Origin of the sequence: Clostridium sp. ZBS15 (assembly GCF_023845705.1) — a bacterium.
In the GTDB taxonomy this organism is placed as follows: domain Bacteria; phylum Bacillota; class Clostridia; order Clostridiales; family Clostridiaceae; genus Clostridium; species Clostridium aquiflavi.
The window spans coordinates 123184-144528 of sequence record NZ_JAMQHY010000010.1 but is presented as its reverse complement, the minus strand read 5'-3'; the positions used below and the strand labels follow the sequence as shown (position 1 = coordinate 144528).

Below are 21345 nucleotides of genomic sequence, written 5' to 3'. Positions count from 1 at the left end.
GCCTTAGCGATTTTGTTCTACATATTAATAAATTTTATATTAATATTTTAAAATTCATAGAAGAGGCTATCCTAATATTATATAATAAAATAAAGAATATAAAATGAGGGATATCATGAAAAAAATGTATAGAATCTATAAGAAAGTTGGCAATTTAAATATATCTTTAATTGAAGAACTTATAGAATATGACTTTCCATCATCTGTTTATATATCTTCCAGAGTAATAAATCATATAATAAAAAAACATGGAAAACAATTTACTAAAAGAGTTAAAAATCATATAATAAAAATTATGGAAGAGATAATTAGGTGCCCAGATTATATAGGAATAGATCCTTTAAGAAGTAACGATGGGGCATTAGAATTAGTAAAAAAGATTGATAGTAATATTCTTTTAGCATTAGAGTATGATGAAGAAGGTCAATATATATATGTAGCAACTATGTATCCTATAACAGAATCTAGAATAGTTTCAAGGTTAAATAGTGGAAGGTTAATAAGTTGCAATGATGAAAAATCTCAGGATATATTTTAATTAACTAAGTAATCTTTAAATGGAATGTAGGATATTTAGACATTAACAAAATAATTTAAATACTCTTGGGTTTCCAAGAGTATTTTTATGATAAAAATAAAAAATAGAATTATATATTAGAATGTAACTATGTTTATATGGAGGAAGAATAGATGAAAAAAATAGCAATAATATTTAATGGTGGAACTATATCTATGAAAGTAGATGAAAAAATAAAAGCAGCAGTTCCTAGTTTAAGTGGAGAAGAAATAATGCAAATGGTAACAGGGATTCAGAAGTTTGCTGAAATTGAAAGTCATACATTTTCTAATTTACCATCGCCACATATGACTTCTGAATTAATGCTTGAATTGTCAAATTTGGTTCAAAAATTATTAGACAGAGCTGATATAAGCGGTGTTGTAATAACTCATGGAACTGATACTTTAGAAGAAACGGCATACTTTTTAGATTTAACTTTAAATACTGATAAACCAGTAGTCGTTACTGGAGCAATGAGAAGCAGTGATGAACTGGGATATGATGGACCTTTTAATTTAGCTACATCAATATGCACAGCAATTTCTGATAGTGCTAAAAATAGGGGCGTTTTAGTATGTTTTAATAGTGAATTACATAGTGCAACAGAAGTAACCAAAAGAAATTCAATGGCATTAAATGCTTTTAGTACACCTAATTTTGGACCCATCGGAATAGTTGATAATAATAGAGTTATTTTTTATAGAGAAAATTCTAAATCTATACACGTTAAAATAAAGAGTACGGAAAAAGATGTAGCTTTAATTAAGTGCGTTTCTGGTATGGATTCAAAATTTATAGATTTTGTTATTACTAATGGATATAAAGGAGTAGTAATTGAGGCGTTAGGAAGAGGAAATGTACCTCCTTTAATGGTAGATGGAATTAAGAGAGCTATTAAAAACGAAATTCCAGTTGTAATAGTATCAAGATGCTTTGAAGGACGAGTATTTGAATCTTATGGATATTTAGGTGGTGGAAAAAATCTTAGAGAGTATGGAGTTATATTTGGAGATGTATTATCTGGACAGAAGGCTAGAATAAAATTATTAGTAGCTGTAAATCATAATGATAATTTAACTAAAATAAGAGAAATATTTGAAAAAGATACATACGAAATATAAAAAACTGAATAAATAAAATAAAATAAAATAAAATGTTCGGGAAAATAAGAAAAAAACAAGTAATTAAACCTTTTTTAATTGACAATGTTCGGATTGGCGGGTATAATAATATTTGTAAAAGGGATAACTCATATAATTGTGATAATATGGTTCACAAGTATCTACCAGATTGCCGTAAATAATTTGACTATGAGTAAGACTATATTAATTTATTATTAATAATTAAGTCGCTATGAGTTATCAAATGAAACCATAGGGACTTTTTTTAGTTGAATAATTTAGGAGGAATAAAAATGCAACAAGAAAAAAAGTCTGAAAGAATATTTGAAATATTTTCTAATGAAAAGGTTGATTTTAAAAAAGAAATAGTAGCTGGGGTAACTACTTTCTTAACAATGGCTTACATAATTGCTGTAAATCCTAACATGTTAAGTGCAACAGGTATGCCAAGTGGAGCGCTTGTAACAGCAACTTGTTTATCAGCAGCTTTGGCAACAATATTCATGGGAGTGTTTGCAAATCTACCTTTTGCCTTAGCATCTGGAATGGGATTAAATGCATATTTTGCATTTTCAGTTGTATTAGGAAAAGGGATATCATGGGAGGTAGCATTAACAGCAGTATTTGTAGAAGGTATTATATTTATTTTAATGTCATTATTTAAAATTCGTGAAGCTGTTGTAAATGCAATTCCAGAGAATATGAAATATGCAGTTACGGCTGGAATTGGATTGTTTATTGCATTTATTGGATTTGTAGGCAGTGGAGTAGTTGTAAACAATGATGCAACTTTATTAGGACTAGGTGATTTCACAATTCCTACAGTTACAATCACTTGTGTTGGATTAATAATTATCGCAGTATTAGATAAAAAGAAAATAAAAGGTTCAATTTTAGTTGGGATTTTAGTAAGTACTTTATTGGCTTGGGGATATGCTTTAAAAAATCCATCAGTGGCAGCTGACTTGGGTATATATTTACCAAATGGGATTTTTAAATTTGAAAGTCTTGCTCCTATTGCAGGTAAGGTGGATCTAGGATATGCATTTCATCCAGATAATATTGGATTATTTATAACAGTAGTATGCACATTCTTGTTTGTAGATTTCTTTGATACAGTAGGAACATTAGTAGGAGTTAGCTCAAGAGCAGGAATGCTTGATGAGGAAGGGAAAGTTCCTAATGCAGGAAAAGCACTACTTGCAGATGCTATTGGGACAACCGTAGGAGCATGCCTTGGAACTTCAACAGTAACAACTTATGTAGAAAGCTCAACAGGGGTTGCAGCAGGAGGAAGAACAGGATGGACTGCTATTACAACAGGGGTTTTATTCTTAATTGCAATGTTCTTTTCACCAATTTTTATTGCAATACCATCATGTGCTACAGCACCGGCTTTAATATATGTGGGATATTTAATGCTTGGAGCAGCTAAAAACATAGATTTTAATGAAATTACAGAAGGGCTTCCAGCATTTGTGACAATCGCTTTGATGCCTCTTACTTATAGTATTGGAGATGGGCTAACATTTGGTATATTATCATATGTATTTATAAATTTATTATATAACCTTTTCTCTAAAAAAGAAGATAAGAAAAAAGTTTCTTGGGTTATGGTAATTTTAGCACTTATCTTCTTAGTGAAATTAACAGTATTATAATATAAAATTTTTATTTTAGATTCTGTTTTAGCAGGGTGTTGATATATGCATAAGCAAAGTGGGCGGAGTAATTGAACTTAGGAATACTAAAATGAGTATAGTCCNNTGCATATATCAACACACATTTTAAACAGAGCCTTATTTTAAAATAAAGCGAACTTTCAGCTATGGATTAAAGTTTTAAAGGGGATAATTAAAAGTATGTATCTAATGTTTACTATTGAACATTAGATACATACTTTATTTATTTATAAAATAAATGAAAAAATTAATTATGAATAAATTTAAATGTGAATAAATTATGAACAAAGAGTTGACTTAACATAGCAAATTAATTATTATAATTAAAGAATTACTTCTTATAAATAAAGGAGGTGTACTAAAATGGTTAAAAGCATGACAAGTTTTGGGCGTGCTCAAAGTGATAAAAATAGTGGCATGGTTTTTTCAGTTGAAATGAAGAGCGTAAATCATAGATACTTAGATATTAATATTAGAATGCCTAAAACTATGCTATCTCTAGAAGAAAAGATTAGAGGACTAATTAATAGTAAACTAAATAGGGGTAAAGTGGACGTTTTTATAAACTATAAAAGCTATTCAAAAGAAAATATAGAGCCTACAGTTGATATTAAGTTGGCTAAAAAATACTATGATTGCTTGAAGTTAATACAGGAAGAATTAGATTTAGTAGATGATATAACAACTACTAAGATATCAAGATTGCCTGATGTACTAACTTTAGTTGAAAAAGAAGAAAATTTAGAAGAAATATTAAAAGAACTATTGCCTTTGATAGAAAATTCTATTGATTTAATGAATGATATGAGAATAAGAGAAGGGGAAAAGTTAAAAAATGATATTTTAATGAAAATAGATACAATAGAAAAATTTGTAATAGAAATAGAAAAATTAGCAGATGAAATTCCTAAAAATTATAAACAAAAACTTGAAGAGAGATTATCTGAATTATTAACTGATATAGATTTAGATGAATCAAGAATTGCTCAAGAAATTGCAATTTTATCTGATAAAGCAGCTGTTGATGAAGAAATTGTAAGACTTAAAAGTCACTTAAATCAAGTTAGACAAACGTTAGGATTAGAAGAACCAATAGGAAGAAAATTAGATTTTATAATTCAAGAAATGAATAGAGAAGCCAATACTATTGGATCTAAATCAGTAGATATTTGTATGACAAATAAAGTTATAGATATAAAAAATACTATAGAGAAGATAAGAGAGCAAGTACAGAATATAGAATAATAGGAGGAAAAATATGGGAATAAAATTAATAAACATAGGTTTTGGTAATATAGTTTCTGCTAATAGATTAGTTGCTATCGTAAGTCCTGAATCAGCACCAATAAAAAGGATAATTCAAGAAGCAAGAGATAGAGGTATGTTAATAGATGCGACATACGGAAGAAGAACAAGAGCTGTAATAATAACAGATAGTGATCATGTTATATTATCAGCAGTACAACCTGAAACAGTTGCTCATAGACTATCTACTAAAGATGAAGTTGTTGAAGAGGTCGATGAATAATGAATGATAAAAAAAGAGGTCTGTTAATTGTTATATCGGGACCATCAGGTGCAGGAAAAGGTACGATATGCAAAGAGTTACTTGAAAAAAACGATAATTTATTATTATCAGTTTCAGCAACAACTAGATCACCAAGAAATGGTGAAGTAGATGGTGTTAATTATCATTTTTTATCTAAAGAGGATTTTATAACAAGAATAGAAAAGAATGATTTTTTAGAACATGCAGAAGTATATGGAAATTACTATGGAACACCTAAATCAAATGTTGATAAAATGTTAGACAGCGGTAGAGATGTAATTTTAGAAATAGATATACAAGGTGCATTAAAAGTAAAAGAAAATACAGAAGAAGGTGTATTTATATTTATATTACCACCTTCTATGGAAGAATTAAAACAAAGAATTATTAAAAGGGGAAGTGAAACCCCGGAATCTCTTATGAAGAGATTTAAATCTGCCTATAAAGAAATAAATTTTGTTTCTAAATATAATTATGCAGTAGTTAATGATGAAGTTAACGTTGCAGTAGAAAAGTTAGAAGCAGTAATATTAGCTGAAAAATGTAGGGTAGATAGGTTAAAACATAGTATATTAGATTCAAAGGAGGACTTAATACATGAACAACTCTATGATTAATCCATCAATAGTAGACTTATTAACAAAGGTGGGGGACAGATATTCTTTAGTAATTTTAACATCAAAAAGAGCTAGAGAAATAATTGAAGGTGCAGAACCATTAGTTAAAGTAGATTCTCACAAACCACTAACAATTGCAATTAATGAAGTAAATGAAGATGTTGTAAAATATGAAGAATAATTAAAAGGGATTTGAGTATTATGAAAAAGTGTGTGGTATTAGGCGTAAGCGGAGGAATAGCTGTTTATAAAGCTTTAGAAGTAGTAAGCTTACTTAGAAAGCAAGATGTTGAAGTTAGAGTAATAATGACAAAATCAGCTACTGAATTTGTTACTCCACTTTCATTTCAATCACTTAGTCAAAATATGGTTATATATGATATGTTTTCTGAACCAAAAGCATGGGAAATTCAGCATATAAGTTTAGCTGAGAAAGCAGATGTTTTTTTAGTAGCACCAGCAACAGCTAATATAATTGGCAAAGTTGCAAATGGAATAGCTGATGATATGTTATCAACAACTATCATGGCAACTAAAGCAAAAGTAATTTTTGCACCAGCCATGAATACTAATATGTATGAAAATCCAATAGTTCAAGGAAATATAGAAAAACTTAAGAATTTAGGATATGAATTTATAGAACCAGCATGTGGTAGACTTGCTTGTGGAGACATAGGAAAAGGAAAACTTGAAGATCCAAAAGTAATTGTAGATAGAGTGATATCACAATTTACTAAAAAAGATTTAGCTAATAAAAATGTTTTAGTTACAGCAGGTCCCACAATATCACCAATAGATCCAGTTAGATATATAACTAATAGATCAACTGGGAAAATGGGATATGCGATAGCTAAAGAAGCCAGAGATAGAGGTGCTAATGTTACATTGATTTCTGGTCCAACTTCATTAGAAATACCAACAAATATTAATTTTATTAGAGTTTCTACTAATAGTGAAATGAAAGAAGAAATAAACAAGTATTTTGATAATTCTGATGTAGTTGTAAAATCAGCTGCTGTAGCTGATTATAAAGCAAAAGAATATAGTAGTCAGAAGATAAAAAAAGGTGATGGAGATTTAGAATTAGCTTTCACTAGAGATAATGATATTCTTATGGAACTAGGACGCAAAAAGAAAAATCAAATTTTAGTTGGGTTTGCTGCTGAAAGTCAAAATTTAAAAGAAAATGCTAAAAAAAAGCTTATAAGTAAAAATTTGGATTATATAGTTGCAAATGATATAACAAGTGAAGATACTGGTTTTGCTTCTGAAGATAATAGAGTAATTATTTTATCTAATAAAGATGAAGAGATCCCAATAGATAAAACAAGCAAAAATGAGATTGCTAGCAAATTATTTGATATTATTGGAAAGCGCTAAATGCGCTTTCTTCTTATTATACAAGTATATGTTAATAAGGTATATTAAAAAGGGTGAATTTATATGAGCATTTATGCTGAAATAATTATAAATAGTGATGCAAATGAAGTAGATAGACCATTTACATATAAAATATCAGATGAATTCATTGATAAAGTTGGTATTGGATATAGAGTAAAAGTTCCTTTTGGAAAAGGAAATAGAAATGTTGATGGCTTTGTATTTAAAATTTTAACTGAAGAGTTGGAATTTAAATATAGGATTAAATATATTGTAGATGTTTGTGAAGACTATCCTATTTTAACAAAAGCAGATATTGATCTTATTAATTTTTTGAGAAATAAATATCTTTGTAAATATATAGATGGAATAAGACTTTTAATACCTGTTGGAATTATGAAAGGTTTAAAGAATAAAAAAAGACGTGTGATATATACAGACAAACAATTGGAAGATGAAAAATTTAAAAAAGATAATTATATAAAGTTGTATGAATTTATATCACAAAATGAGGGCTTATTTACCAAAAGTGAAATAACAAAAGACAATGGATTTTCAAGTTATTCTTTAAATAAATTAATAGAAGCAGGAATTTTGAAATGTGAAGAGCAAGTGGTTTTTAGATATAATATTAAAAGCTATTCTGAATATTCTTCTAAAACATTAACATTAGAACAACAAAAAGCTTTTGATACCATTGTAAATGGAAATAAAAAAAAATACCTCATAAAGGGAGTAACTGGTTCAGGAAAAACGGAAGTTTATATGCATTTAGTAGCAGATATGTTAAAGCAAAACAAGGGATGTATAATATTGGTGCCAGAAATTGCATTAACGCCTCAAATGATTGAAAGATTTAAAGGAAGATTCGGAAGCAATATCTCTCTTTTTCATAGTAGACTTTCTGAGGGAGAAAGATTTGATGAATGGTTTAGAATAAAAGAAGGTAAATCTAAACTAGTTATAGGCGCTAGAAGTGCTCTTTTTTTACCAATGCAAAATTTGGGGTTAATCATAATAGATGAAGAGCATGAAACAACTTATAAATCAGAACAAAATCCTAAGTATAATACTATTGAAGTTGCAGAATTTATTACTGAAATGCAAGGATGTAAGCTTATATTAGGTTCTGCTACTCCAAGTATTCAAAGTTATTATAAAGCTTTGGAAGGCAAATATAAGCTGATAGAGATGAATAAAAGAGTGAATAAAAAAGATATGCCAAAGTTTGATATAATAGATATGCGAGAAGAATTAAAATCAAATAATTTATCTTTATTTAGTAAGGCTCTCTATAATGAAATTGATAAAAATCTTAAAAATAAAAATCAAACTATTTTGTTTTTAAATAGGAGGGGAATGTCAACTTTTATTTCTTGCAGAAGTTGTGGATATGTTTTTAAATGTCCAGAATGTGATGTTTCAATGACTTATCATAAAAATGGATATTTGATATGTCATTATTGCGGAAGAGCAGAAAGAGAACAAAAAATATGTCCAAAATGTAAAAGTAAATATGTGAAGTATTTTGGTGCAGGTACTGAGAGAGTAGAAACAGAAGTGAAAAAATATTTTCCAAAAGCTAGAGTATTGAGAATGGATGTTGATACTACTAGACATAAAAATTCACATGAATCTATATATAATTCATTTAAAAATGGAGAGGGAGATATTTTAATTGGTACTCAAATGATTGCCAAAGGATTGGATTTTCCAAATGTAACACTGGTTGGAGTATTAGCAGCTGATATTTCTATAAATATTCCAGATTATAGATGTGGAGAAAGAACTTTTCAAATTATAACTCAAGTAGCAGGAAGAGCAGGAAGAGGAGAAAAGGATGGATTAGTAATAGTTCAAACATATACTCCTAATCACTATAGTTTAATACATGCTAAAAATGGTGACTATAAGTCTTTCTTTGAGGAAGAAATTAGATTTAGAAGTCTTATGGATAATCCACCTTTCACAAAGATATTAATAATTAATGGAACTTCTAAATTTCAGGAAAAATTGAAAATATTTATGTATAATTTACAGAAGGAATTGGAAAAGTTAATAATAGGAACGGGACTTACATTGTTAGGTCCAGTGCCTTGCATAATTACCAAGTTAAAGGATAAATATCGATGGCAGATAATAATAAAAGGTAATTTAAGTGATGAATTTAGTAAAAAAGTAAAAGATACACTTTATCTATTAAATAAGAGTGTATATAATGAAATAAGGATTAGTATTGATATAAATCCTAATAATATGACATAGGGGGAATTTTAGATGGCATTAAGAAATATAAGAAAATATGGAGATTCTGTTTTAAGAAAAAAATGTAGAGAAGTTGAAAAAATAGATGAAAGATTAGTAACACTAATTAAAGATATGCTTGAAACAATGTATGATGCAGATGGAGTAGGTCTTGCAGCACCACAAGTTGGAATATTAAAGAGATTATTTATTGTAGATATTGGAGAAGGTCCTTTAGTATTTATAAATCCTGAAATATTAGATACTGATGGAAAACAAGTTGATGAAGAAGGTTGTTTAAGTTTACCAGGTAAAACAGAACCTGTTATGAGACCTAATTATGTTAAAGCTAGAGCTTTAAATGAAAAGGGAGAAGAGTTTGAAATAGAAGCTGAAGAACTTTTAGCAAGAGCTATTTTACATGAATATGATCACTTAAATGGAACTCTATTTATCGACAGAACTACTAAAAAATAGGAGGCCTTAATAAATGAAAATAGTATTTATGGGAACACCAGAATTTGCAGTTCCATCTTTAAAAAAATTAGTAGAAGAACATGAAGTTAAGGCAGTTCTTACTCAACCAGATAAACCAAAAGGAAGAGGAAAAAAGCTTGCATATTCTCAAGTTAAAGAAGAAGCTTTAAAGCATGATATACCTGTGTATCAACCAATAAAATTAAAGGATGATAAAGAAATAATTGAAAAATTAAAAGAAATAAATCCTGATTTTATTATAGTAGTTGCATTTGGTCAAATATTAACTAAAGAAGTATTAGATATACCTAAATATGGTTGTATAAATTTACATGCTTCATTATTGCCTATGTATAGAGGGGCAGCACCATTAAATTGGGTTATAATAAAAGGTGAAAAAAAATCGGGAAATACTACTATGTTGATGGATGTAGGCTTAGATACAGGTGACATGTTATTAAAAGAAGAAGTTGAAATTCATGAAGATATGACAACTGGAGAATTACATGATATTTTAATGATAAGTGGTGGAGAACTTTTACTGAAAACAATAGAAGGATTATGTAATGGAAGTATAAAGCCTGTAAAGCAAGAAGGAGAAACTTTCTATGCTAAAATGCTTGATAAAGAATTAGCACATATAAATTGGAATGAGGATGCTTATGATATTCATAATCTTGTTAGAGGTTTAAATCCTTGGCCTATTGCTTACACTGAATATAAAGGCGAAAGAATGAAATTATATAAAACAAAAGTTTTATATAAAGAAGTTTCTAATAAGCCAGGCACAATAATAGAAGTTAACAAAGATGGTGTTAAGGTTGCATGTGGCAAAAATGTATTAATAATTGAAAAGGTACAATTCCCTAATGGAAAACCACTTACTATAGAGCAGTATATAAATGGTCATAGTATAGATAAGGATATAATATTAGGTGAATAACATATAAAAAGGTATAATTTAGAGAATAGGAGGAAAGCTTATGTTTTATTTTGATCCAACGATGATTATATTAGTTCCTGCAATAATAATAGCTTTTTGGGCACAAACAAAAGTTAATTCAGCTTATAGTAAATATAGTAAAGTAAGTGCTATGAATGGATACACTGGAGAGCAAATTGCAAGAATGATGTTAGATGAAGCAGGACTTTATGATATAAGAATTGAACTAGTAAATACAAAACTAGGAGATCATTATGACCCATCAAATAGAGTTTTAAGATTATCTCCAGAAGTATATAGAGGTCAGACAATATCAGCAGCAGGTATTGCAGCCCATGAAGTGGGTCATGCAATCCAGCATAAAGAAGCTTATAAACCTTTAATAATAAGAAATTCAATAGTTCCTGCTGTAAATATTAGTTCCAATTTTTCATGGATATTGTTTTTTGCAGGAATACTGATGGGATTAAAAAGTTTAGTAACCTTAGGAATAATACTATTTTCTGCGGCGGTAATATTCCAATTAATAACATTACCAGTTGAATTTAATGCTTCAAGTAGAGCGTTAAATATATTAAAATCAAGAAATATTTTATATGGTGATGAAGTAAAAGGCGCAGCAAAGGTTTTAGATGCAGCAGCAATGACTTATGTAGCAGCAGCATTAATGGCAATATCACAATTAATTAGACTTATTGCGATAAGCGATAGAGATTAGGAAAAAAGAGGTAGCGTATGAATTGTAGAAATTTAGCAGTAAAAATATTAAAAAGAGTTATTGATGAAGGAGCATATTCAAATATTATTCTTTCAAATGAACTAAACGAAGCAAATTTAGAAGAAAGAGATAAAGCATTATTAACAGAAATAGTTTATGGTGTTTTAAGAAGAAAGAAAACATTAGATCTTATAATAGCTAATTTTGTAAGAGATATAAAGCTTATGGATCATGAAGTACTAAATATTTTAAGAGTGGCTATATATCAAATGACATTCTTAGATAAGGTACCAACATATGCAGCATGTAATGAAGCTGTTGATGAAGCAAAAAAAATATCTCCAGAAGCAGGAAAACTTGTGAATGGTATTCTTAGAAACTTCTCAAAAGATCCAGATGATATAACAATCAGTGGAAATAAGATTAATGAGTATGCATATAAGTTTTCCTTTGAACCATGGATGATAAGACTTCTAATTAAACAATATGGAGAAGATCTTGCTAAGAAAATAATGGTTGGTTTAAATCAAATTCCACAAACAACTGTTAGAGTTAATGATACTAAGTGCGAGTATGATGAAGTATTTGAAAAATTAGAAGAGATGGAATATTGTGTTGAAGAAGGATTTATGTGTCCAGAAGCTATATTAATAAAAGGTGGAAGTTCAATACAAGAAAATCCATTATTCAAAGATGGTGAAATTACTGTTCAAGATGAAAGTGCTATGTTAGTTGCACCTTTACTTGAATTAGAAAATGATATGAAAGTGTTAGACTTATGTAGTGCTCCAGGAGGAAAAACAACTCATATAGCTGAATTATTACAAAACACAGGCGAAGTTAGAGCATTTGATGTACATGAATCTAAGCTTGGTTTAATAAAAGAAAATTGTGAAAGACTTGATTTAAATAATGTGAAAATTGAATTAGGTGATGCAACAAAACTAAATGCAGAATTAATTTCATATGCTGATAGAGTACTTATAGATGTTCCATGTTCAGGCTTAGGTATAATAAGAAAGAAACCTGAAATAAAATGGAATAAAACAAGAGAAAATTTAAGAGAAATAATTCCTGTTCAAAGAGAAATAATGAATAATGCATGGGAATACTTAAAAAATGGTGGAGTTATGATATATTCAACTTGCACCCTTAATAAAGAAGAAAATGAAGAAAACATAGAATGGTTCTTAAATACTCATAAAGATTGTAAATTAAAAACTATATTCATAGGAAAAGAAGATAACTTAATTTACAATAAAAATGGTACATTAACAATACTTCCAAATGCAAAAATGGATGGATTCTTTGTTGCAAAACTAGAAAAGCAATAATAGTAGGTGAATAAATGAAAAACATATTAGATTATACTCTGGAAGAACTAACATTATGGATGAAAGAAAACAATGAAAGTTCTTTTAGAGCTAAGCAAATTATGTCTTGGATATACAAAAATGTTAGAAACTTTAGTGATATGAGAAATATGCCTAAATCTTTAATAAAAAAGCTTGAAGAAAATTTTGAAATAGTACTGCCAGAAATTGAGCAAATATATAAATCAGAACTTGATGGTACAGAAAAGTTTTTATTTAAGTTTTCTGATGGAAATTTAATAGAGAGTGTTTTAATGAGATATAAGCATGGAAATTCTATATGTATATCTACTCAAGTGGGTTGTAGGATGGGATGTAAATTTTGTGCTTCAACAATAGATGGTAGAATTAGAAATTTAACTACAGGTGAAATATTATCTCAAATATTAGTGGTTCAAAATCATATAGGTGAGAGAATTTCAAATGTTGTCTTAATGGGGAGTGGTGAACCATTAGACAATTATGAGAATGTAATAAAATTTTTAGACGTAGTTTCTGCAGAGTATGGACTAAATATAGGCCAAAGACATATAACATTATCTACTTGTGGTATTGTACCTAAGATATATGAACTTGCAGATAAAGAACTTAGCATAACTCTTGCTATTTCATTACATGCATTTAGTGATGAAAAAAGAAAAGAGATTATGCCAATAGCTAATAAATATAGTATTGATGAAATTTTAAATGCGTGTAAGTATTTTATAAATAAGACTAAAAGAAGAATAACTTTTGAGTATTCGCTAGTTAAGGATATTAATGATTCTAAAGAAGATGCAAGAGCTTTAGGTAAATTGTTAAAGGGAATGCTTTGTCATGTTAACTTAATACCTGTAAATGAAATAAAAGAACGTACATTTAAGAAATCATCTAAAGAAACAATACAAGATTTTGCAAACATATTAAGTAATTTAGGAATAGAAGTAACTGTTAGACGTGAAATGGGAAGCGATATTAATGCAGCTTGTGGACAACTTAGGAGAAGTTATATAAAGACCCAAGAAACAAGGGGGGAATAAAATGGTTGGATTAGTTAGTGATGTAGGATTAAGAAGAGTTTTAAATGAAGATTTTGCAATTTATTTAGAAAAAGATGAGTTTAAACTATATGTTGTTGCAGATGGGATGGGTGGACATAATGCTGGAGAAGTGGCAAGCAAAATGGCTGCTGAACATATTGTAAAATATGTAGAAGAAAATTTTAATTCCGCAGAAAAAGATACTTTAATAGAAGATGCTATTAAAGTATCTAACAAGGTAGTTTTTAAATATTCTAAAAGTAATGAAAGCTTAAATGGAATGGGAACTACTGTAACAGCTTGTTTAATAACTAAAAATTTTATTCACATTGCAAATGTTGGTGATAGTTCATGTTTAGCTATAAAGAACAATGAAATTGTTAAAATAACCAAAGATCATTCATTAGTACAAGAGCTAATTGATTGTGGAAGCATAACGGAAAAAGATGCATTGAATCATCCTAAGAAAAATATAATAACAAGAGCATTAGGAACTAGTGAAAATGTAAAAGTTGATGTTTTTACATTAGAAAATTCTAAATATGATAAATATTTATTATGTTCAGATGGGTTAACAAATGAATTAACAAATTATGAAATATTAAATATAATTAAGGTGGAAAATGATTATATAAGTGCAGCTAACGAATTAGTGAGTTTAGCCAAAGAAAAAGGTGGAAGAGATAACATAACTGTATTGTTGTTTGGAGGAGAGATGTAGTATGAATGGTGTGATACTAGGAAATAGATATGAATTGCTTGAAAAAATAGGCGAAGGTGGCATGTCTGAAGTTTTTAAAGCAAGATGTAATAAATTAAATAGATTTGTAGCAGTTAAAATTCTTAAAAAAGAATTTTGCGATAATGAAGAAATAGTTGAAAAGTTTAAGGGAGAAGCAACAGCTATTGCTAAATTAAATGATAGCAATATAGTAAATATATTAGATGTGGGTACACAAGATGATATAAACTATATTGTTATGGAATTAGTTGATGGAAAAACCTTAAAAGAAATTATTCAAAAGACAGGTAAAATGAATTATGAGTCAGCAATAGTTTCAGCAATTCAAGTAGCGAAAGCTTTAGACTGTGCTCATAGAAATAAAATAATTCATAGAGACGTAAAGCCACAAAATATTTTAGTAGCAGACAATGGAGTAATTAAGGTTACTGATTTTGGAATTGCTAAATCTACAACCTCTTCAACTATTACAAACACTAGCACTATAATGGGATCAGCTCACTATCTTTCTCCAGAACAAGCAAAGGGTGGATTCATTGACTATAGAACAGATTTATACTCACTAGGAGTAGTTATATACGAAATGGTCACAGGAACATTGCCTTTTGAAGCAGATACAGCAGTAACTATTGCATTAAAGCATTTACAGGAACAAGTTGTACCACCTAAAAATATAAACGCTAAAATTCCTGATAGTTTAAATAAGCTTATCTTAAAATGTATGGAAAAAGAACCTAACAAAAGATATCAAACTGCACAAGAAGTCATAAAAGACCTTGAAAAGATAAAAGAAAATCCTAATGCTGTTATAGATAAAGTTTGTGATGATCAACATACTATAATAATGTCAGCTGTTACAGAAGAGATAGCAAAACAATCAGCAATTAAAGCTGTATCAGCAAATGACAATGATTATGATGATTATGATGACGATTATGATGATTATGATGACGAGGATGAGTTTAAGGAAAAGAAATTCAATGGTAAGAAAATCAAAAAGATTTTATTGGGTGTTGGAGGAGGAATATTTCTAATATTATTATGTGTAGGAATATTTACATTATTCTCTTCAGGAGCAGGTAAAGAGGTAGAATTACCTAATATAATTGGAATGACTTTAGATGAAGCTAAATCTAAGCTTGAAGGAATGGAATTAACTTTAGTTGATGCTGGTTCAGAAAAAAGTGATGAACCAGAAGGAACTATTATAAAAAGTGATCCTAAGGCTGGAAGTTCTGTAAAGGCAAAAAGTAAAATTAGGGTAATTTTAAGTTCTGGCCAATCAAAAGTAAAAATGCCAGATTTACGTGAAGAAGATACTGATACTGCAAATAAAATATTACAATCACTTAACTTAAAAATAGATAATATTACTGAGGAGTATAGTGATGATGTGCCGAAAGGACAAATAATAAGTCAAACTCCTTCAAAAAATACAGAAGTAGATACTACAACAAAAATAAGTGTGGTAGTAAGTAAGGGTGCACAAGTTAGACTTTCAACTGTACCTAATGTTATTGGATTAACATTAGATGATGCAAAGAGTAGATTAGATAATGCAAAATTAAAGATTTCTATTGTAGAAAAAGAAACAAATGATGAATCTAAGAATGGAAAAGTATTATCACAATCTATAGAGGGAAGTAAGGTAGAACAATGGACTCCAGTTACTATAACAGTAGGTAAGTATGTAGCGCCTGTAGCACCAACTCCAAATCCAGGGGATAACAATAACAACAATAATGGAAATAATAACAATAATGAAAATAACAATAACAATAACAATCAAATACCTACAAATCCTGGAGACACAGAAACACCTACCAAACCACCTGTTGATGAGGGCGGAGGCAATGTTGATGCAACTGCAAAACATCCAAGTGCAAAAGCGCCAAAGGTAGAATAATTAAGAGACTGTCTTAAAAAGTAATTCAATTTACTTTTTAAGATGGTTTTTTATAGTTTATTTATTTAAAAAATAAGTTGCATTTTTAATATGATTTTGTTTATTATATTAGATAGGAAATTTAATTATGGAGGAATGTATGAAAGGAAAAATAATAAAAGGTATAGCTGGATTTTATTATGTAAAAGTGGAAGAAAATTTAATAGAATGTAAAGCTCGAGGAAAGTTTAGACACAAGGATGTTAAACCGATGGTTGGAGACAATGTAGTAATACAGGTTGAAAATGGTAAGGGCGTTATTGAATCTATAGAAAAAAGAAGTTCTGAATTACTTAGACCAGCTGTAGCTAATATTTCATTAGCTTTTGTGGTATTTGCAATTAAAAGTCCTGATATAAATTTTGATTTATTAAATAAATTTTTAGTGTTATGTGAGTATAATCATATAGAGGCAATTGTTTGTTTAAATAAAGTAGATTTAGTTTCAGAAGAAGAAAGAGAAAATGTTAAAAAAAGAATTAACGATATAGGATATGAAGTTTTGTACATAAATGCAAAAGAAGGATTAGGAACAGATATACTTAAAGAAAAAATTAATGGCAATATAACAGTACTATGCGGCCCGTCTGGAGCAGGTAAATCTACATTGATAAATAAGCTTACAGACAAAGAACATATGCTTACTGGAATTGTAAGTGAGAAAATAGGAAGAGGTAAACATACTACAAGACATAGTGAACTTATAGAAGTTTCAAATGGATATATAGTTGATACTCCTGGATTTTCAACCCTAGAAATAAAAGATCTTATGAATAAAGAAGATCTTAAATATTGTTTTCCAGAATTTGAAGAGCATAATGAAAGTTGCAAATATAGAGGGTGTTTACACAATAAAGAGCCAAAATGTGCTATAAAAGAGGACGTTGAAGATGGTAAAATTAATAAGTATAGATATCAATTTTATATAAAAACATTAGAAGAAATAATAGAGGGGGAAAAAAATAAATGGTAAAAATAGCACCATCAATATTATCAGCAGATTTTTCAAAATTAGGAGAGGAGGTAGAAAGAATAGATAAAGCAGGAGCAGAGTTTATTCATATAGATGTTATGGATGGATCTTTTGTACCTAACATATCATTTGGATTTCCAATCATGAAATCAATAAGAAATAAAACTGACAAAGTTTTTGATGTTCATTTAATGATAGAAAATCCATCAAAATATATAGATGACTTTATAGAAGCAGGAGCTGATTTAATAACTGTTCACTATGAAGCAGATAGACATATAGATAGAACAATTCAATATATTAAATCAAAAGGTAAAAAAGCGGCAATTGCTTTAAATCCAGGTACTCCAACTATGGTTTTAAAAGATTTAATAGCTCAATTAGATATGGTTTTAATAATGTCTGTTAATCCTGGATTTGGAGGACAAAAATTTATACCGTATTCATTAGAAAAAATTAGAGAAGTGAAGGAAATGAGTAAAGATTCAAATTCATCATTATTAATACAAGTAGATGGAGGAGTTGATTCAAGCAATATTAGTGATGTTGTAGAAGCAGGTGCTAATGTAATAGTTGCTGGATCAGCAGTATTTAAAGGAGGAAATATAGAAGAAAACATAAAAGCTTTAAGGAGATAAGTATAAAATGAAAGTAATGATTGTAAGTGGGGGAAATCCACCATCAGAAAGCTTAATAAATCAATATATTAAAAAAGTTGACTTTATAATTGCAGCTGATAAAGGTGGAGAATATCTTCTTAAATATAATATTATTCCTAATTTGCTCATTGGAGATTTTGATTCAATGAGCAAAGAAAGCTTAAATGAATTAAAGAAGGTAGTAAAAGAGGTATTAAAATTCCCACCAGAAAAAGATTATACAGACACAGAGATGGCTTTAATGGAAGCTGTAAAAAAAGGCGGGGAAAAAATCTATTTGTTTGGTGCTACTGGTACTAGAATGGATCATACGTTAGGAAATATAGGTTTACTTTTATCCTATAAGAAAAAAGGAATAGATTTAGAAATAATAGACAATAATAATAAAGTATATTTAGCTAAAAATAAAATGGTTTTAAATGGTGAAAGAGGTGAAAATATTTCTTTTCACGCATTATCTGATGTTGTTAAAAATTTTAAAATTACAGGTGCTAAATATAATATACCAAATGGAAAGAATATAAATTTATTAGATCCAAGGGCAATATGTAATGAATTTTTAGATACATGTATAAATATAGAATATGATAAAGGTGAGGTATTAATATTACATTCTGTTGATTAATAAAGTAATTTTGAAATAAAATATAAAAAATAGGAACGTTTTCTAGTACTCTTGAATACTAATATAGTAATCTAAAATTTTTGTATATTAATTTTCAGGAGGGTTATTAATGAAAATAATAGCAATTAAGTTACCGAAGTTTTTTTCTAGTATAATAAAATTTTTTAGAAAAAAATAATAGAGTGATACATACAACTCTAAAATAAAAGGTAAAAAAATAAAAAATGCAATTCATATCATAATTGCATTTTTTATTTGAACTATATTGCTCTTTGAACCTTACCAGATCTAAGGCATCTTGTACATACACGAACAGTTTTTGGTGTTCCATTAACTAAAGCCTTTATTTTCTTTATGTTAGGAGCCCAAGTTCTCTTTGATTGACGATGTGAATGGCTGAATTGTACACCTGCTACAACGCCTTTATCACAAATTTCGCATCTTCTTGCCACTAGAAAACACCTCCTTATATTCTAAAGATAATTATCTTCAATAGGACAGATTGAATTATAACACAGAATATATTATATATGCAAGCTAATTTTATAAAAGAAAAGATATTATTAAGATTATTATACATATATTTCTTGAATAAAATATCTTTCTAATATAGAATATACAATAAGGAATGTATTTTAGGAGGAATAGCTATGGTTGGATTTTCAAATGAAAATGGTAATATAAATTATTCTGAAGAAGTCTTAGCTAAGATTGTTGGGTTATCAACAATGGAATGTTATGGAGTTGTTGGCATGGTTTCTAAAAATGCTACTGATGGTTTTTGGGAACTTATGCGTGTAGAAAATTTAAGTAAAGGTGTAAAACTAAAACTTATAGAAACAGATAGATTACAAATCGAATTATTTGTTATGGTTGAATATGGAACTAAAATATCGGTTATAGCTAACAACATAATTCAAAAAGTTCGTTATAGCGTTGAAAATTACACAGGATTAAAAGTTTCATCAATAACTGTAAATGTTCAAGCGGTAAGAGTCTAGGAGGTTAAAATTAGATGGAATTTAAAAAAATAAATGGCCATGATTTTTATAACATGGTTGTAAATGCTAGTAATAGATTATTGGAACAAAGTGAATTTGTAAATTCTTTGAATGTATTTCCTGTTCCAGATGGTGACACTGGAACTAATATGTCAATGACATTTAAGGCTGCAGTTAAAGAAATAGAAAATATAAATTCTAATTCAATAGGAGAAATATCTAAAAAATTAGCAAAAGGTGCTTTAATGGGGGCCAGAGGAAATTCTGGAGTAATTTTATCACAAATACTTAGAGGATTTTCTAAAGGCTTAGAAGGAAAAGAAGAAGTTGACGGAACTGAACTTTCAGTAGCGTTCTTTGAGGGTTCTAATGCAGCTTATAAGGCTGTTATGAGACCGACAGAGGGTACAATACTTTCTGTAATAAGAGCAGCGTCAGAATGCGCAGTAGAGTGTGAAACAAAAGATGTAATAACATTATTAGAGGAAGTTAATAAAGCTTCTAAAATAATGCTTGATAAAACTCCTGAGCTATTACCAGCGTTAAAGAAAGCAAAAGTAGTTGATTCAGGTGGTATGGGACTTTATATTATACTTCAAGGTATGCTTGAAGCATTAAAAGAAGGAATACAAGCTGAAATTCAAGAAATAAAGATAAGCTCACCAGAAGCTAAGGTAGGAGCACAATCTACTGAAGATATTGATATTAAATTTGGATACTGTACTGAATTTATTATTCTTGGTGATGCAAAAAAAGCAAAGGAATTTCAAAATATAATAGAACCACTTGGCGATTCTATGATTGTTGTTGGATATGAAGATGTCATTAAAGTTCATATTCATACAAATGATCCAGGTTTAGTCCTATCTCATGCCGTAAAAATAGGAGAATTATCAAAAATTAAAATTGATAATATGAGAGAAGAACATAGAGAGTTATTAACAGAATTACAATCAAATGAAAATATACCAATGGATGAGGTATCAACTGATGAAGCAGATCATAAAAAATATGCATTTATAACAGTTGCTATGGGGGATGGAATCGTAAAAATATTTAAAGATTCAGGTGTTGATTATGTTATTGAAGGTGGTCAAACAATGAACCCATCTACTCAAGACATATTAGATTGTATAGATAAATTAAATGCAGATCATATTTTTGTTATGCCAAATAATAAAAATATAATTATGGCTGCCAATCAAGCAGCAGAAATATCAGATAAGCATATAATTGTAATTCCTACAACAACTATTCCACAAGGAATAGCTTGTATAACTATGTTTAATCCTGAATGTGAAGCAGAAGAAAATGTTGAAGAGTTAAATGATGTTATAAATTCAGTAAAGACAGGATCAATAACTTATGCTGTTAGAGATACTGAAATTGATGGAAAAGAAATAAAACAAGGTAATATATTAGGATTAGTAGAAGGAAAAATTAAAGAAGTAGGGGAAGATAAAATTTACGTTGCTAAACAAGTTCTTAAAGATATGTTAGACGATGATAGCGAACTAATAACTATTTATTATGGAGAAGAAATCGAAGAAGACAAAGTTAATGAATTTGTAGAAGAATTAGAGACTGAATTTGAAGATTTAGATATTCAAGCATATAAAGGAAATCAACCTTTGTACTACTTCTTAATGTCAGTAGAATAATAAAATTTACTAATATTATATAATTGAAAAGCACCTTAATTGGTGCTTTTTTTGGAG

At 28.8% G+C, this 21345-nt stretch carries 22 protein-coding genes and 1 riboswitch; of the genes, 21 read left to right on the top strand and 1 reads right to left on the bottom strand.

What is annotated here, in order from left to right; all coding sequences use genetic code 11:
* The first annotated feature begins 115 nt into the window (after positions 1 to 115).
* The 19 genes from NG904_RS05580 (at position 116) to NG904_RS05490 (ending at position 18626) form a co-directional block, all read left to right on the top strand.
* The gene (locus NG904_RS05580; protein ID WP_252212910.1) at positions 116 to 538 is read left to right on the top strand and encodes a PBECR3 domain-containing polyvalent protein; all 423 of its coding nucleotides are present in this window, start codon (positions 116 to 118) and stop codon (positions 536 to 538) included.
* A 152-nt stretch (positions 539 to 690) separates the two neighbouring features.
* Positions 691 to 1680 carry an asparaginase gene (locus tag NG904_RS05575; RefSeq protein WP_252230360.1) on the top strand — a complete coding sequence of 330 codons (990 nt, stop codon included), beginning with the start codon at positions 691 to 693 and terminating at the stop codon, positions 1678 to 1680.
* A 108-nt stretch (positions 1681 to 1788) separates the two neighbouring features.
* A riboswitch (purine riboswitch) is annotated at positions 1789 to 1890 on the top strand.
* Positions 1891 to 1973: 83 nt separating this feature from the next.
* A complete protein-coding gene (locus tag NG904_RS05570; protein ID WP_252230359.1) occupies positions 1974 to 3341 on the top strand; it encodes an NCS2 family permease in 1368 nt (455 codons plus the stop codon).
* 384 nt (positions 3342 to 3725) lie between these two features.
* Entirely contained in the window at positions 3726 to 4607 is an 882-nt protein-coding gene (locus NG904_RS05565; RefSeq protein WP_252212907.1) for a YicC/YloC family endoribonuclease, read from the top strand.
* A gap of 13 nt (positions 4608 to 4620) precedes the next feature.
* Positions 4621 to 4890: an extracellular matrix/biofilm regulator RemA gene (gene remA / locus NG904_RS05560; protein ID WP_252212906.1), complete on the top strand. Its 270-nt coding sequence runs from the start codon at positions 4621 to 4623 to the stop codon at positions 4888 to 4890.
* Complete coding sequence (gmk, locus tag NG904_RS05555) at positions 4890 to 5528, top strand: guanylate kinase (RefSeq protein WP_252230358.1); 639 nt, start codon at positions 4890 to 4892, stop codon at positions 5526 to 5528. Before remA ends, gmk begins: the two co-directional genes overlap by 1 nt.
* Positions 5509 to 5709: a DNA-directed RNA polymerase subunit omega gene (gene rpoZ / locus NG904_RS05550; protein ID WP_252230357.1), complete on the top strand. Its 201-nt coding sequence runs from the start codon at positions 5509 to 5511 to the stop codon at positions 5707 to 5709. The genes gmk and rpoZ overlap by 20 nt, the downstream gene beginning before the upstream one ends.
* A gap of 20 nt (positions 5710 to 5729) precedes the next feature.
* Positions 5730 to 6908 carry a bifunctional phosphopantothenoylcysteine decarboxylase/phosphopantothenate--cysteine ligase CoaBC gene (gene coaBC, locus NG904_RS05545; RefSeq protein WP_252230356.1) on the top strand — a complete coding sequence of 393 codons (1179 nt, stop codon included), beginning with the start codon at positions 5730 to 5732 and terminating at the stop codon, positions 6906 to 6908.
* Positions 6909 to 6971: 63 nt separating this feature from the next.
* Positions 6972 to 9173 carry a primosomal protein N' gene (gene priA / locus NG904_RS05540; protein ID WP_252230355.1) on the top strand — a complete coding sequence of 734 codons (2202 nt, stop codon included), beginning with the start codon at positions 6972 to 6974 and terminating at the stop codon, positions 9171 to 9173.
* A 12-nt stretch (positions 9174 to 9185) separates the two neighbouring features.
* Complete coding sequence (gene def, locus NG904_RS05535; protein ID WP_017352899.1) at positions 9186 to 9629, top strand: peptide deformylase; 444 nt, start codon at positions 9186 to 9188, stop codon at positions 9627 to 9629.
* 13 nt (positions 9630 to 9642) lie between these two features.
* The gene (gene fmt / locus NG904_RS05530; protein ID WP_252226251.1) at positions 9643 to 10572 is read left to right on the top strand and encodes a methionyl-tRNA formyltransferase; all 930 of its coding nucleotides are present in this window, start codon (positions 9643 to 9645) and stop codon (positions 10570 to 10572) included.
* Positions 10573 to 10612: 40 nt separating this feature from the next.
* Positions 10613 to 11290, top strand: coding sequence for a zinc metallopeptidase (locus NG904_RS05525; RefSeq protein WP_252212900.1), 678 nt, complete (start codon positions 10613 to 10615; stop codon positions 11288 to 11290).
* Positions 11291 to 11307: 17 nt separating this feature from the next.
* Positions 11308 to 12624 (top strand): 16S rRNA (cytosine(967)-C(5))-methyltransferase RsmB, encoded by a 1317-nt coding sequence (rsmB, locus tag NG904_RS05520; RefSeq protein WP_252230354.1) that lies wholly within the window; start codon positions 11308 to 11310, stop codon positions 12622 to 12624.
* A 14-nt stretch (positions 12625 to 12638) separates the two neighbouring features.
* On the top strand, positions 12639 to 13682 hold the full coding sequence (gene rlmN / locus NG904_RS05515) for a dual-specificity RNA methyltransferase RlmN (protein ID WP_252230353.1): 1044 nt from the start codon (positions 12639 to 12641) through the stop codon (positions 13680 to 13682).
* A 1-nt stretch (position 13683) separates the two neighbouring features.
* The gene (locus NG904_RS05510; protein WP_252230352.1) at positions 13684 to 14403 is read left to right on the top strand and encodes a Stp1/IreP family PP2C-type Ser/Thr phosphatase; all 720 of its coding nucleotides are present in this window, start codon (positions 13684 to 13686) and stop codon (positions 14401 to 14403) included.
* Position 14404: 1 nt separating this feature from the next.
* A complete protein-coding gene (gene pknB / locus NG904_RS05505; protein WP_252230351.1) occupies positions 14405 to 16330 on the top strand; it encodes a Stk1 family PASTA domain-containing Ser/Thr kinase in 1926 nt (641 codons plus the stop codon).
* Between the two features lie 139 nt (positions 16331 to 16469).
* Positions 16470 to 17342: a ribosome small subunit-dependent GTPase A gene (gene rsgA / locus NG904_RS05500; protein ID WP_252212895.1), complete on the top strand. Its 873-nt coding sequence runs from the start codon at positions 16470 to 16472 to the stop codon at positions 17340 to 17342.
* A complete protein-coding gene (rpe, locus tag NG904_RS05495) occupies positions 17336 to 17980 on the top strand; it encodes a ribulose-phosphate 3-epimerase (protein WP_252230350.1) in 645 nt (214 codons plus the stop codon). Before rsgA ends, rpe begins: the two co-directional genes overlap by 7 nt.
* 7 nt (positions 17981 to 17987) lie before the next feature.
* Positions 17988 to 18626, top strand: a complete 639-nt coding sequence (locus NG904_RS05490) for a thiamine diphosphokinase (RefSeq protein WP_252212893.1) — start codon at positions 17988 to 17990, stop codon at positions 18624 to 18626.
* A 260-nt stretch (positions 18627 to 18886) separates the two neighbouring features.
* Here NG904_RS05490 and rpmB read toward each other — a convergent pair whose 3' ends face one another.
* Complete coding sequence (rpmB, locus tag NG904_RS05485) at positions 18887 to 19078, bottom strand: 50S ribosomal protein L28 (RefSeq protein ID WP_003373388.1); 192 nt, start codon at positions 19076 to 19078, stop codon at positions 18887 to 18889.
* Positions 19079 to 19276: 198 nt separating this feature from the next.
* Here rpmB and NG904_RS05480 point away from each other — a divergent pair, with 198 nt between their 5' ends.
* Together NG904_RS05480 and NG904_RS05475 are read left to right on the top strand one after the other, a co-directional pair.
* Positions 19277 to 19627: an Asp23/Gls24 family envelope stress response protein gene (locus NG904_RS05480; RefSeq protein WP_012424803.1), complete on the top strand. Its 351-nt coding sequence runs from the start codon at positions 19277 to 19279 to the stop codon at positions 19625 to 19627.
* 14 nt (positions 19628 to 19641) lie between these two features.
* A complete protein-coding gene (locus tag NG904_RS05475; protein ID WP_252230349.1) occupies positions 19642 to 21288 on the top strand; it encodes a DAK2 domain-containing protein in 1647 nt (548 codons plus the stop codon).
* Positions 21289 to 21345: the final 57 nt, after the last annotated feature.